General features: G+C 40.0%; 12 protein-coding genes. 10 read left to right on the top strand and 2 right to left on the bottom strand.

The annotated features are described in order from the left end of the window. Window positions 1–17: 17 nt before the first annotated feature. The 6 genes from OLM56_RS15100 (at window position 18) to OLM56_RS15075 (ending at window position 4,743) form a co-directional block, all read left to right on the top strand. Window positions 18–563: a hypothetical protein gene (locus tag OLM56_RS15100; RefSeq protein ID WP_264527560.1), complete on the top strand. Its 546-nt coding sequence runs from the start codon at window positions 18–20 to the stop codon at window positions 561–563. Between the two features lie 28 nt (window positions 564–591). Continuing rightward, a complete protein-coding gene (locus OLM56_RS15095; RefSeq protein ID WP_121374616.1) occupies window positions 592–972 on the top strand; it encodes a PH domain-containing protein in 381 nt (126 codons plus the stop codon). Window positions 973–1,161: 189 nt separating this feature from the next. After that, window positions 1,162–1,410: a DUF4339 domain-containing protein gene (locus OLM56_RS15090; protein WP_264527559.1), complete on the top strand. Its 249-nt coding sequence runs from the start codon at window positions 1,162–1,164 to the stop codon at window positions 1,408–1,410. A 525-nt stretch (window positions 1,411–1,935) separates the two neighbouring features. Further along, window positions 1,936–2,607, top strand: coding sequence for a DUF4339 domain-containing protein (locus tag OLM56_RS15085; protein ID WP_264527558.1), 672 nt, complete (start codon window positions 1,936–1,938; stop codon window positions 2,605–2,607). A gap of 239 nt (window positions 2,608–2,846) precedes the next feature. After that, on the top strand, window positions 2,847–4,115 hold the full coding sequence (locus OLM56_RS15080) for an aminotransferase class I/II-fold pyridoxal phosphate-dependent enzyme (protein WP_121374613.1): 1,269 nt from the start codon (window positions 2,847–2,849) through the stop codon (window positions 4,113–4,115). Window positions 4,116–4,275: 160 nt separating this feature from the next. Continuing rightward, entirely contained in the window at window positions 4,276–4,743 is a 468-nt protein-coding gene (locus OLM56_RS15075; RefSeq protein ID WP_264527557.1) for a hypothetical protein, read from the top strand. A gap of 59 nt (window positions 4,744–4,802) precedes the next feature. On the opposite strand, the gene OLM56_RS15070 is transcribed toward OLM56_RS15075, so the two are convergent. Next, the gene (locus tag OLM56_RS15070; RefSeq protein WP_121374611.1) at window positions 4,803–5,921 is read right to left on the bottom strand and encodes a GTP cyclohydrolase; all 1,119 of its coding nucleotides are present in this window, start codon (window positions 5,919–5,921) and stop codon (window positions 4,803–4,805) included. A gap of 6 nt (window positions 5,922–5,927) precedes the next feature. Beyond that, window positions 5,928–6,893 (bottom strand): transporter, encoded by a 966-nt coding sequence (locus OLM56_RS15065; RefSeq protein ID WP_182492263.1) that lies wholly within the window; start codon window positions 6,891–6,893, stop codon window positions 5,928–5,930. Window positions 6,894–7,021: 128 nt separating this feature from the next. Between OLM56_RS15065 and OLM56_RS15060 the strand changes: the two genes are divergently transcribed. The 4 genes from OLM56_RS15060 (at window position 7,022) to OLM56_RS15045 (ending at window position 12,663) form a co-directional block, all read left to right on the top strand. After that, the gene (locus OLM56_RS15060) at window positions 7,022–7,300 is read left to right on the top strand and encodes a DUF4834 family protein (RefSeq protein ID WP_264527556.1); all 279 of its coding nucleotides are present in this window, start codon (window positions 7,022–7,024) and stop codon (window positions 7,298–7,300) included. A 72-nt stretch (window positions 7,301–7,372) separates the two neighbouring features. Next, window positions 7,373–9,826 (top strand): YfhO family protein, encoded by a 2,454-nt coding sequence (locus tag OLM56_RS15055; protein WP_264527555.1) that lies wholly within the window; start codon window positions 7,373–7,375, stop codon window positions 9,824–9,826. 45 nt (window positions 9,827–9,871) lie between these two features. After that, entirely contained in the window at window positions 9,872–11,149 is a 1,278-nt protein-coding gene (locus OLM56_RS15050) for a glycosyltransferase family 4 protein (protein ID WP_413614432.1), read from the top strand. Between the two features lie 41 nt (window positions 11,150–11,190). Next, a complete protein-coding gene (locus OLM56_RS15045) occupies window positions 11,191–12,663 on the top strand; it encodes an oligosaccharide flippase family protein (protein ID WP_264527554.1) in 1,473 nt (490 codons plus the stop codon). Window positions 12,664–12,857: the final 194 nt, after the last annotated feature.

The following is a 12,857-nucleotide window of genomic DNA, read 5'->3' as shown; positions in this document are numbered from 1 at the left end:
AGCGGAAATATTCTGCTATGAAAAAATACATCCTCTTGTTGTGCTTTACCGCTCTGCTGGCTTCCTGCGGTACGGGAAGATTGTCGAAATCGGACGCGCTTTCGGAATCCGAAACCATCATTTTGGGTGAAATCAAGATCCTAAACGAAGGCAAGGACGTGACCAAAAATGCCAAGATTTATTTTGACGAAAATGAGAAAGGAGTGCTGTCGTATAAACTGTCCGAAGACGGACTGCTGGTCATGAAGCTGCCAAAAGGCAATCATTTTGTAAAATACATCTATACGCCTTATGGCTCGATCAACCTTCCGATCGGCTATGCGAACATCGCGGTTCCCGAAGCAGGCAAGTCGTATTATATTGGCACGATCGTGATTGATGCGCAGGGAAAGCTGCGAAAAAAATCAAGAGGCATTATTTATGATACCGATCCAAAAGGCCTGAAAGAAGAAAAGGCCGAGATTACGGTAACCGATGCTCCTGATGCCGCTACGAAAGCCTATCATGATGAATTTGGTGCCGACCAGAAGATCGAGAAGGCACTGATGACTGTAACAGAATAAATTTAACGTAACTCAAATACATACAACAATGGGATTATTTTCTGCTTTATTGGGCAACGCAGGTGCGGTGAGCCAAGAAGAACTTCAAAAGAAATACGGACAGCTGCTAACGGACGATGAGAACATCGAGCTGGGCTTTAAGCTGATCCGCGACACCTTTATCTTTACGACCAAGAGATTGATCTTGATTGACAAACAAGGGCTTACAGGAAGCAAGACCGAATACAAGTCAATCGCTTATAAAGCCATCAGCCGCTTTAGCGTAGAAACGGCAGGTACTTTTGAATTGGATGCCGAATTAAAAATCTGGGTATCTAGCGAAGCCAACCCGAGTATCAAGAAGCAGTTCAACAAGTCGGTGAACGTATATGAAGTGCAAAAAGTATTGGCGCACCATGTGTTAAAGTAAGAAAAGAGTAATTGCTTTTTTAAGAAAAATAATAGCCCGAAGCATTGCTTCGGGTTTTTTTATTTACTAATTTGTAACACAAATAAAAAAAATAATAAGATTTACGGGAATCCGTAAGGGAATTGTTTTTTTGACGGCTATTTTTGGCGTTATGTAACAAAAAGCGATATAGATTGTAAATTGTAAACCATGAAGAAGTATTATCTGAATAGGGGTAACGAAAATCTGGGCCCTTTTAGCCTGGAAGACTTAAAAGACCATAAGATTACGCAGGAAACGATGGTATGGTTTATTGGGCTAGAAGGCTGGACGCCGGCAAAAGACATCAGAGAACTTCATGTACTGTTTAACAGCCTGCCGCGTCACGAACTGACGGGCCGACAAGGACTGGAGAATTATTATATTGCCAAGATGGAAAAAGAAGAATCTTTTTCCTAAAACATATCGATAAATTTTTACTGCTTTTTGTACTGGTATTTGCGGGCACGATTATTTTCTTTTTCATGCGTCTTAGCTTATAAATACGGGTCTTTTGGACTTCAATAAATACGTATTCTTCCCTTCTGTCAAACTATTTATCAAAAAAGAAACGCTTTTACGGATAGCCGTAAGGAAAGAGCAACTTAGGACTTTATATTTGGTGTTAAGTATATTTTGATTAACAGTTGGGACACGCAGAGCTTGCCATAATAGTGATGCGAATCCAGATTAAACCGCCTTCGGGCGGTTTTTTTGTTCTTGCTGTACATCATGCTACCATACGTTTCGCATTGAAAAAGAGAAAATAGATAAAAAGAAAAAGCAGCATTTAGCAGTACTTTCTAGCTTTTCGGCATTACTAGAAATAATTTTTTCAAAAAAGAAGCCTTTTTACGGAAACCCGTAAGGAAATCGGTTTTTGTGATAGTACATTTGATGTAGGTTGCCTGCCTCAGGTTGCAATTTTGAAGTCACTATTCTTTTATGAAAAAGTATTACATAAATAATGGGGAGCAAAATCTGGGTTCTTTCGATCTCAACGATTTGAAATCTAAAGGAATTGACAGGGATACTCTAGTCTGGTTTTTCGGATTGGAGCGCTGGTCAAGAGCCAGAAGCATTCCAGAATTAAAAGAGCTGTTTCGGACAAGCTTGAAGAGGAGGGAAGGAGGGTTCCGCGAATCGGTAGATGACGAAACAGCTTCTTTTTTTAAGGACCGCCTGCTGCTTTTTGTAGCTGCGGGATTGATATTAGGTTTTGGCATACTGTTTTATAGTTTTTACATTACGAGCACCATCACGCAAGACGAGCAGCGAAGCCATAACGAGCTTCAAGAATCAAAAGAGCTGTTTATGCAAGAGCGTGTGGTATCGGTACAAGCCTTGCCCGAAAAGCTGCCCTTGTTGCTGGCAGAGAAAAAGGCATCAACCAAAAGGATAGCGCAGATTGAGATTGAGCTTGCTATAGCAGACCAAAATCTGGCAGCGGCAGAGCAAGAGCTTATGGGTGCCAGGTACTTTCAGTTTTTGAGGATGTCGGATGTCAGGCAGCAAGAAATAGAAGCTGCCAAAAAAAAAATAGAAGTCTGGAAAGACGAAATCAAGCTGCTGAAAGCAGAAATGCATGGGCTCGACACAGCATCTGCAGAAGATTGATATTAAGAGAGAATAACCAAAAATTTCCATTTATACCACAAGTTTGATCCAACCCTAATGAAAACCGCTCCCCTGCACAGGAGCGGTTTTATTTTTGAAGCTTGCAGGCTGTAGACGGAAAGAATGCATTTGCAGATAAAATAAATCAGCTTTCGGGAGCGTAATAATGTATAAATATTTATTTTTGCACGCGAGTCTAAAAGACTCGATTCCAATAAAAGAAAATTAACTATCATATTATGGTAAAAGATTTATTCGAAAGAATACAGCAAAATAAGGGGCCTCTTGGAAAATGGGCTTCACAGGCAGAAGGATATTATGTGTTTCCTAAATTGGAAGGTGATTTAGGGCCGAGAATGAAATTTCACGGGAAGGATATTTTGAACTGGAGTCTTAACGATTATTTGGGACTGGCCAACCACCCTGAAGTACGCAAGGCAGATACGGAAGCAGCAGCAGCTTATGGAGCGGCCTATCCTATGGGTGCCCGTATGATGAGCGGACATACCAAGTATCACGAACAATTGGAAAACGAGCTTGCTACCTTCGTAATGAAAGAGGCGGCTTATCTTTTGAATTTCGGCTATCAAGGAATGGTATCTATTATTGATGCCTTGGTGACTAAAAACGATATTATAGTGTATGACGTAGATTCGCATGCGTGTATCATTGACGGAGTCCGTCTTCATATGGGCAAGCGTTTTACGTACAAGCACAACGATCTGGAAAGCATGGAGAAAAACCTGCAGCGTGCCACTAAAATGGCTACCGAAACAGGTGGAGGAATCCTTTTTATCACAGAAGGTGTTTTTGGGATGAGAGGACAGCAAGGAAAGCTGAAAGAGATCGTGGCGATGAAAGAAAAATACAATTTCCGTCTTTTGGTAGATGACGCGCATGGTTTCGGTACGCTTGGAAAAACAGGTGCCGGTGCCGGAGAAGAGCAAGGCTGTCAAGATGGAATTGACGTGTATTTCTCTACATTTGCCAAATCAATGGCGAATATTGGAGCTTTCGTAGCTGCAGATAAAGACATTATCGATTACCTAAAATACAACCTGCGTTCGCAAATGTTCGCGAAAGCGCTTCCAATGATCCAAACCATCGGTTCGTTGAAGCGTCTGGAATTGCTGCGCAACTCGTCTGAAATAAAAGACAAGCTTTGGGAAAACGTAAACGCGCTTCAAAAAGGCTTGAAGGACAGAGGTTTTAACATTGGCGATACCAATACGTGCATCACTCCGGTATATCTTGAAGGAAGCATCCCTGAAGCTATGGTAATGGTAAACGACTTGAGAGAAAACTACGGTATCTTCTTGTCTATCGTAGTATATCCAGTTATCCCTAAAGGTATCATCTTGTTGCGTATGATTCCAACGGCTTCGCATACTCTTGGAGACATTGAAGAAACGCTGTCTGCTTTTGAAGCGATACGCGAAAAACTGGTAAACGGAACCTACAAAGAAATCGCTGCCAAGACTACAGTTGACGTAAGCGACGAACGATAAAATAGAAAACATTGCAAAAAAGCCATTCTGAAAAGAGTGGCTTTTTTTATTTAGTATTTGCTCTTTACCAATTTTCAGGCTTTCCAACTTTACGACTTAATTAACAAAAGCTTCGCTTAAAAATTTTACCTTTAGGACTGCTAACCACAAAAGAACACCTATGAAGACCAGATTTTTAGTATTGGGAATGATTATCAGCTTGGCGGCCTGTAATAAAAAAGCAGAAGATACGCAAGTTGTTACAGAGCCTGAAATGGAACAGCCGGAAATAACGGCTCCTGCAAAAGAATGTTATGAATATGCCAACGGAAAAGACGCGATTAGTCTATCATTGGCCATAACCAATGGCAATAATGTATCGGGCGACCTCAAGTATGCCCTGTTTGAAAAAGACGGTAATACAGGAACGTTTACAGGTATGTTTAAAGGCGATACTTTGTATGCCGATTATACATTCCAGTCAGAAGGCATGACTTCCGTAAGAGAAGCCGTTTTCTTGCGTAAAGGCGATGCCTTGCTGCAAGGCTTTGGTGACATAACCGAAAAAGATAACAAGCAGGTTTTTAAGGATAAGAAATCGGTAAAATTCGATGAGAAGATGGCGCTGAAAAAAGTAGCCTGCGAATAGATTGAATTAATTAAGTATAAAAAAAGTTCCAGTACGAAAGTACTGGAACTTTTTTTATGTTATAGGTTTTTTACATAGGTGCATCTCCTTTTATGGATCACAGGCTCAAAGTGCTTCCACAGGTTGTGGATGGCCGTATTGTCGGTCAGTTCTGGCGTTCTGTAGCAGGTTTGGATTCCTTTTTCTGTAAAAGTCTTGTAATATTCGTTAAAGATGATAGCTGTTACGCCCTTGTTCTGATATTCTGGATCAACGCCGATCAGGTAGAAAATCATATCCTTGCTGTTCTTCCTGGCTTTAAGCAGGTGCAAGAATCCAAAAGGGAATAGCTTTCCTTTGGCTTTCTGCAGCGCTTCAGAAAAGGAAGGCATTACGATACTAAAGGCAACAATGTTCTGGTCTTTATCTTCGATAAACTTGATAAACTCAGGATTGATAAAGCTGATGTATTTTTTCTTGAAATATTCTTTCTGGATATCCGTTATCGCCACAAAAGAAGCCAAGTCGGCATAGCTCTTGTTGAACAGGTCGAACATCTTGTCTACATACGGCATCACATCTTTAGTAGATTTGAAATTCAGCGGCTTGAGCTGGTACCTTTTTATGATAAGGTCGTTCACCTTGAGGAAAAATTCAGGCTTTACGTTGCTGAACGGAAATTTGCTTTCGACATATTCTTTTTCGACCGTCATTCCGAGCTTTTCGAAATGTTCTTTGTAGTAAGGGAAATTATACCACGTAATCATGGTACTGATCTGGTCGAAACCTTCCGTAAGCACACCTACTTTGTCGAGATTGGAAAAGCCTACAGGACCTTCGACATATTCAAGCTGGTTTTCTTTTCCGAATTCGTGCACTTTTTCTAAAAGCGCTTTGGTAACTTCGATATCGTCGATCACATCAAACCAGCCGAATCGTACTTTTTTCTTGCCTTGGTCTTTGACTTCGTTCCAGTTGATGATGGCGGCGATTCTTCCGACAATAGTATTGTCTTTGTAAGCCAGATAGAATTTGGCGTCGGCGCTGGCAAAAGCAGGATTTTTAGTCTTGTCGAAGGTTTCTAGTTCTTCGCTTATGATGGGCGGAACCCAATATTTGTTGTCTTTGTATAGTGAAAATGGAAATTTTACGTAGTCCAAAAGCAGGGCTTTGGTATTCGCTTCTTTAATTGTTATCATTGCTTGTTATTCTTTTTCTCCTCCGACTTCGTCAATTCGTTTTTTCTCTTCTTCTTTTTTCTTGTCCTTCTTTTTATCTTTTTTGTCGCTCTTGTCTGGGCCTTGAATCATGATGTCTTTGTAGAAGCCATCGAATCTCCAAGAAACACCAACTCCTCCGTAGAAAATAGAAGGCGTATCCTTGATGTTTTTGCTGATAGAAGCATCGACCTGCAAGTTAGGTTGCAAAAGATAAGCAGCACCTACACGCCCGATAGCATCAGAATAATAATCGCTTTGGTAGCCTTGGAGTTCTAAAAATCCAGACCATTTTTCATTAAATCCTCGGGTCATGGTCGCGATGATTCCGTAGCTTGGATAATCGGTAGTAATCCTGTCGGCAATAATATTCATGACGAACACATATCGGCTTCCGAAGTGGTTTTGCGTAATAACCATCAGCTTAGGGCTGATTTTAGGGTCGGTCGGAAATGTATACGGATTGTTGGAGAAATTGATATTAGCTCCTGCATATACGCCCACGGCAGGAATAAACTGTCTCCATTTGAATCGGTGGTTGGCTTTCCAGCTATAGATGTTTACTTTTTCTTCGTAATTTTTAAAAGGATCATAGATGAGGTATTTGGCACCAAGCGTCAGTTTTTTGACTGCGTTTCTGTTTTCTGATCCTAAAACGGTATTGTACTGGTCAGCCTGATATTGCAGGTTCATGATGAATTCCAGCTGCTCTAGGAAAGCGCCATAACGGAGTGCCAGATCAAGGCCGAATCCTTTAGCGTCGTAATTTAGAAGGTCATGGTCTTCTGCCAAAGCATAAATTCCAGCTTCAGCCTGAAATACGGTCTTTCCGACTGAAAATCCGGACATGGATTCTCCAGGGCGGTTGGAGTTGATATCGTCAGTAAATTGGGCATAAATCGCAGAAGAACAGAAGGCGAAGAACAGTAAGGAAGCAAATCTTAATTTTGACATATTCTCTGTGGTTTTCATTAGCAATGGTTAGTATAACCCAAAAGTACTATAATTTATTATTTATTTAAGAAGGATATTTTAAATTTAAGCGTTCTATTTGCTAATTTTACGCTTTAAAATTTTAGATTATGCAATTCGCTTCATTTAACGGAGTTTTGAAAACCTTGTTTATCCTTGTCTGTATTTATTACGGCTTCAAGCTGTTGGCTAGGATATTTTTCCCAATCATGGTACGAACTGTAGTGCAAAAAGCAGAACAGAGTTTTCAACAGCAGCAGCAAAATTATCAAAGACAGAACAGCCAAGATGATTTTGTAAACGGCAACATCAATACCAACAGAAGATCAGACAGGCCTCGTGAGACTAAAAAAGTAGGCGAGTACATCGATTACGAAGAAATAGACTAAACTTTTCTTTGAATATATTTGCGGTAAAGCGTATCTTCACGCCTTTATTTATTTGTTTTCAATTTACACCGTATGAAAATAATCAGCAAGTATTATCCTCACTTATTGGCCATTTTAGGCTTTGTTTTGGTTTCCCTAATTTATTTTTATCCTGTGATGCAGGGCAAGCAGATTTACCAGTCTGATATTGCGCAGTATACAGGTATGGCAAAAGAGCAGAACGATTTCCGTGCTAAAGAAAAAGAAGAGCCGTATTGGACAAATGCTGCTTTTGGCGGAATGCCGACTTACCAATTAGGCGCCAAATATCCGAATGATTTTGTAGGTGCGCTGGATGATGCGTTGCGTTTTCTGCCTCGTCCTGCCGATTATCTTTTCTTATACTTTCTCGGTTTTTACGGATTGCTATTAGTGCTTAGAGTCGATCCTCTCAAGGCCTTTTTCGGGGCTCTCGCTTTCGGTTTTTCGACTTATTTGATTATCATATTAGGCGTAGGGCACAATGCCAAGGCCCATGCCATCGCTTATATGCCGCTGGTTGTAGCTGGTGTGGTTTTGGTCTTTAGGCGAAAATATATCTTGGGAGGTCTGCTTACGATGGTAGCCGGCGCTTTGGAAATCAACGCAAACCACTTCCAGATGACCTATTACCTTTTATTTTTATTGCTGATATTAGGTGTCTTTTTTCTATACAAATACATCAAGCAGAAAGATTATAAAGGATTTTTATATGCCATTGGAGTATTTGCTGTGGCAGGAATTCTGGCCATTGGAGCGAATGCGACCAGCTTGATGGCGACTTCAGAATATGCGGATTTTAGTATGCGCGGTAAAAGCGAACTGACCTACAATCCTGATGGTTCTAAAAACAGCACGACATCATCGATGTCGTATGACTATATCACGGAATACAGCTACGGAATATCTGAGAGCCTGAACCTATTTGCGCCAAGATTGTTTGGAGGATCCAATTCTGAACACTTAGGAAGCGAATCTAAAGTATACGAGTTTATCTCGGCACAAGGAGCCACTCCAGAAGAAGCGAAAGGCTTTACAGAAGCCTACGCCAAAACTTATTGGGGAGATCAGCCTATCGTGGCGGCTCCCGCTTATATTGGCGCTGTCGTTTTCTTTTTATGCATTTTGGCCTTGTTCCACGATAAAAGAAAAATCAAATATGCGTTTTTAGCAGGAGCTATTTTCTCGCTGTTGCTTTCTTGGGGAAAGAACTTCCCGATTATGACTGACTTTTTCATCGACTTTGTTCCGATGTACGATAAATTCAGGGCCGTTTCGTCGATTCAGGTAATCCTTGAATTGTGTATTCCGGTTCTGGCAATTATGGGACTCCAAAGTTTTTTCAAATCCGAAAAAGATGAACAGTGGAAATCCCTGAAATTAGCTGCAGGCGTAAGCTTAGGAATCATCGTATTGCTTTTTGTAGCTAAAAGTATGTTTGATTTTACAGGACCGTATGATGCCCAAATGCAGCAGATGTTTAGCCAAGCACAAGGAAGCGATGCTTTCGGGTCTGGCTTTGTGGAAGCGTTAAGAGAAGATAGAAAAAGCATGTATAATGGAGACTTGTTACGTTCTGGATTCTTGATCTTAGTAGCTGCGGGCTTGTTATGGCTGCATGTGAAAAATAAATTATCACAGACTTTTGCTGTTGTATTGGTCGGTCTTTTTATGATCGGTGATTTGTTTTTTATTGACAAAAACTATTTAGATAGCACTGGTTTTGTAAGCGCAAGAGAAGTGAACGAGCCGTTTCAGCCGACGCATTCTGATTTGCAGATTTTAAAAGATACGACCCAATACCGTGTCTATGAAATTGCAGGAAGACTGCAGGCCAGAACATCTTATTTCCACAAATCATTGTCGGGTTATAGCGCCGTAAGGCCGAGAAGAATAGAGCAACTTTTTGACTATCAGATTGGCAAAAACAACTTGAACGTGTTGAACATGCTGAATACCAAATACGTCATCCAAGTTGATGAAAAAGGGCAGGAGTATCCGATTATAAATCCTGATGCCAATGGCAATGCGTGGTTTGTAAAAGAAGTAAAATTCGTAAACACGCCAGACGAAGAGATGAAAGCTTTGGATAAATTAGATACTAAAAATCAAGCGGTTTTCAACCAGAAAGAGTTTAAGAATCCGATTTCAAAAACGTATCAAAAAGACAGCACGGCAACGATTGTGCTGAACAGCTACAAGCCGAACCATTTGAAATATACTTCTAATAACGCCAATAAAGGCTTGGCCGTTTTTTCTGAAATCTATTATCCAAAAGGATGGAATGTGACGATTGATGGCAAAGCTGCGGAACATTTTAGGGTAGACTATACTTTAAGAGGATTGGAAGTGCCTGCAGGAAAACATACGATTGAGTTTAAATTTGAGCCTCAAGTAGTAAAAACAGGAAGCACGATTACGTTAATCAGCTCGATATTAATGTTATTGCTTTTAGCGGGAGGCATCTATTTCGAAAACAAAAGGAAGAAATCCGAACCTAAAAATTAAGTTATCGAGTTATAACTCATAATTCCTAATTCATAACTCATAATTTTGAAAAAAGTACTTATCATAACTTATTATTGGCCGCCCGCCGGAGGACCCGGAGTGCAGCGCTGGCTGAAGTTTGTGAAGTACCTGCCAGACTTTGGCATACAGCCTATAGTGTATGTTCCCGAAAATCCGACTTATCCGATTATCGATGAAGGATTGGTTAGCGAAGTTTCGGACAAGGCAATCATCTTGAAGAACAAGATTTTTGAGCCGTATGGCTTTGCTTCTATTTTTTCGAAGAAAAAGACCAAGAAAATCAGTTCAGGCATTATCCCAAACCAAAAGAAACAATCCCTTTTGGAAAAACTTTTGCTTTGGATTCGTGGCAATGTTTTTATTCCGGATGCGAGGGTGTTTTGGGTAAAACCATCGGTATTGTTTTTGGAAAAATACATCAAGGAAAACGAAATTGATACAATAATCACCTCGGGACCGCCACATAGCCTTCATTTGATCGGTCTGGCGCTGAAAGAAAGAACAAAAGTGCAATGGCTTGCCGATTTTCGCGATCCGTGGACAACCATAGGCTATCACTCCCAATTGAAATTATCAGCTTCGGCTTCTAGAAAACATAAGGAATTGGAATCGATTGTCTTGAATGGTGCCGATACGATTTTGGTGACCAGCAATACTACAAAAAAGGAATTTGAAGCGCTGACTTCAAAACCTATCGAAGTGATTACGAACGGTTTTGATGTTGAAAAAGTAGAAAAACAGCCGCTGGATGAAAAATTCAGCCTAGCGCATATTGGTTCTTTTTTGTCCGAAAGAAACCCGAGAATCTTATGGAAATGCCTCAAAGAAATCATCAAGGAAAATCCAGACTTCAAAAAAGATTTCGAGCTGAAATTAATCGGAGCCGTAAGCCAAGAAGTATTGGATGCGATATCGGAATTCCGACTTGACCGTTACGTGAGCAATCTGGGCTATGTTTCACATAAGACAGCAGTGGAACATCAGAGAAAGTCGCAAATGCTTTTGCTGATTGAAATTAATTCCGAAGACACTAAAAGTATTATCCCTGGAAAATTATTTGAATATATGGCTTCAGAAAGGCCTATTTTGGCTATTGGTCCAGAAGGTTCTGACTTTGCCACAATTATTAAGGAAACGAATACAGGAGCATTTTTTAATTACGATGAGTTCGATGCCTTAAAGTCAAACATCTTGGCCAATTATGCTCTTTTCAAAGAAGGAAAATTAAAAACCTACGCAGTAGGCTTGCAACAATACAGCCGCAAAAGCCTGACAGAAAAGCTCTCAAAAATAGTGCAATAGGATTTAGCAGAATTCTAAAATCTTAAATCAAAAATATACACATGGGAATCGTATTAAATCAGTCTGCCAAGAACATTGCCGTTACCTATTTTGGTTTTGGTATTGGCGCTGTTAATGCACTTTTTCTCTACACCAGCTTTTTAGGCAAAACACATTACGGAATCGTTTCGTTTTTGCTTTCGGCGGCCAATATCATGATGCCGCTGATGGCGTTTGGCGTTCATAGCACGCTGATTCGGTTTTATGCGAAATACAAAGATGAAACAGAACGTGAGCGTTTCTTGAGCTTTATGCTCTTGATGCCGTTATTGCTGATTGTTCCAATTAGCATCATTACTATTTTCGGCTACGAGAAGATTGCTTCTTGGATTGTGGAAGACAATCCGACAGTCGAACCTTTTCTATGGCTGATTCCTGTCGTAGGCTTGTTTATGGGCTATTTCGAGATTTTTTATGCGTGGGTAAAAGTACACATGAAGTCTGTTTTTGGGAATTTTATCAGCGAAGTCTTGGTAAGGATCCTGACGACTGTTCTTTTGTGTTCTATTTATTTAGGATGGATTGACAAGGACACGTTTATTTATTGCATTGCCGGAGCCTATGGCTTGCAGATGCTGGCCATGATTATTTATGCGATGTATGTCAAGATGCCTACGTTCCATGTCAAGGTTCCTGAAAACGTGAAGGATATTTTTGGCTATTCTTTTTTTATCATACTATCGGGAAGCGTTGCGGTTTTATTGCTTGATTTTGATAAGGTAATGATTCCGGCATATGAAGAAATCAGCAAGAATGCAGTATATTCTGTTGCTATTTATATTGCGACGGTTATCGCAGTTCCGAGTCGTGCCATGCTGCAGATTATCTACCCGATCACGGCGCGCCTGATGAGCGAAGAAAAGATGGAGGAATTGAACGAGCTGTATAAAAAAAGTGCCATAAGCCTGCAGGTATTTGGCGGTTTGGTGATGCTGGGAATCTTCTTGAATATCAAACAGCTCTATCTGGTAATTCCAGGGAATTATGAAGCCGGAATTTTGAGTGTTTTCTTGATTGGCCTTGGAAAGTTTTATGATGTAATCTTAGGAAATAACAATGCTATCATTCTCAATACGAAATACTATCGTATGGTGTTGCTTTTCGGCTTGCTTTTGGTCGTAATGATGATCGGATTAAACATGCTTTTTATACCGATGTATGGTATTACAGGTTCGGCCTTGGCTACCTTTATTTCAATCTTCGTTTACAATACCATCAAGCTTTTATTTGTGGTAAAAAAGATGGATCTCTATCCGTTTACTAGAAATACTTTAAAATCGTTCGGGATTATAATCGTATTGTTCTGTGCTTTCTATTTCTGGGACTTTCCTTTTAATCCGTATATGAATATCATCTTGAAATCAATATTGATTACGATTGCGTATGTATATCTGAATTATGTTTTCGCTATTTCTTCGGATATTAATTTGGTACTAAAAAATGTGATGAATAGAATAGGCAAGGGCTCAAAATAATAAATCCCGCCTACTTTGCAGTACAACGGGATTTATAACAAACCTAACCAACCAATTTTAATAATCAACCAAATTATTAAACTCTTAAATATTTTATCAGTTAACCAACTAACTTTTATATCATAATATATTCAAGTTCCATGCCAAAGTTAAAATGTCATGCTTCCTGAAGTGATAAATTAGTGTTAAACAGC

Source organism: Flavobacterium sp. N2550 (genome assembly GCF_025947265.1).
Classification (GTDB): Bacteria; Bacteroidota; Bacteroidia; order Flavobacteriales; family Flavobacteriaceae; genus Flavobacterium; species Flavobacterium endophyticum.
Note: the sequence above shows the minus strand (reverse complement) of the source record. Positions and strands in the feature narration are given on the sequence as shown.

Excerpts from the sequence above, each read along its gene's own strand:
- OLM56_RS15100 (WP_264527560.1), top strand. The coding sequence starts at position 18 with ATGAAAAAATACATCCTCTTGTTGTGCTTTACCGCTCTGCTGGCTTCC.
- OLM56_RS15095 (WP_121374616.1), top strand. The coding sequence starts at position 592 with ATGGGATTATTTTCTGCTTTATTGGGCAACGCAGGTGCGGTGAGCCAA.
- OLM56_RS15090 (WP_264527559.1), top strand. The coding sequence starts at position 1,162 with ATGAAGAAGTATTATCTGAATAGGGGTAACGAAAATCTGGGCCCTTTT.
- OLM56_RS15085 (WP_264527558.1), top strand. The coding sequence starts at position 1,936 with ATGAAAAAGTATTACATAAATAATGGGGAGCAAAATCTGGGTTCTTTC.
- OLM56_RS15080 (WP_121374613.1), top strand. The coding sequence starts at position 2,847 with ATGGTAAAAGATTTATTCGAAAGAATACAGCAAAATAAGGGGCCTCTT.
- OLM56_RS15075 (WP_264527557.1), top strand. The coding sequence starts at position 4,276 with ATGAAGACCAGATTTTTAGTATTGGGAATGATTATCAGCTTGGCGGCC.
- OLM56_RS15070 (WP_121374611.1), bottom strand. The coding sequence starts at position 5,921 with ATGATAACAATTAAAGAAGCGAATACCAAAGCCCTGCTTTTGGACTAC.
- OLM56_RS15065 (WP_182492263.1), bottom strand. The coding sequence starts at position 6,893 with ATGTCAAAATTAAGATTTGCTTCCTTACTGTTCTTCGCCTTCTGTTCT.
- OLM56_RS15060 (WP_264527556.1), top strand. The coding sequence starts at position 7,022 with ATGCAATTCGCTTCATTTAACGGAGTTTTGAAAACCTTGTTTATCCTT.
- OLM56_RS15055 (WP_264527555.1), top strand. The coding sequence starts at position 7,373 with ATGAAAATAATCAGCAAGTATTATCCTCACTTATTGGCCATTTTAGGC.
- OLM56_RS15045 (WP_264527554.1), top strand. The coding sequence starts at position 11,191 with ATGGGAATCGTATTAAATCAGTCTGCCAAGAACATTGCCGTTACCTAT.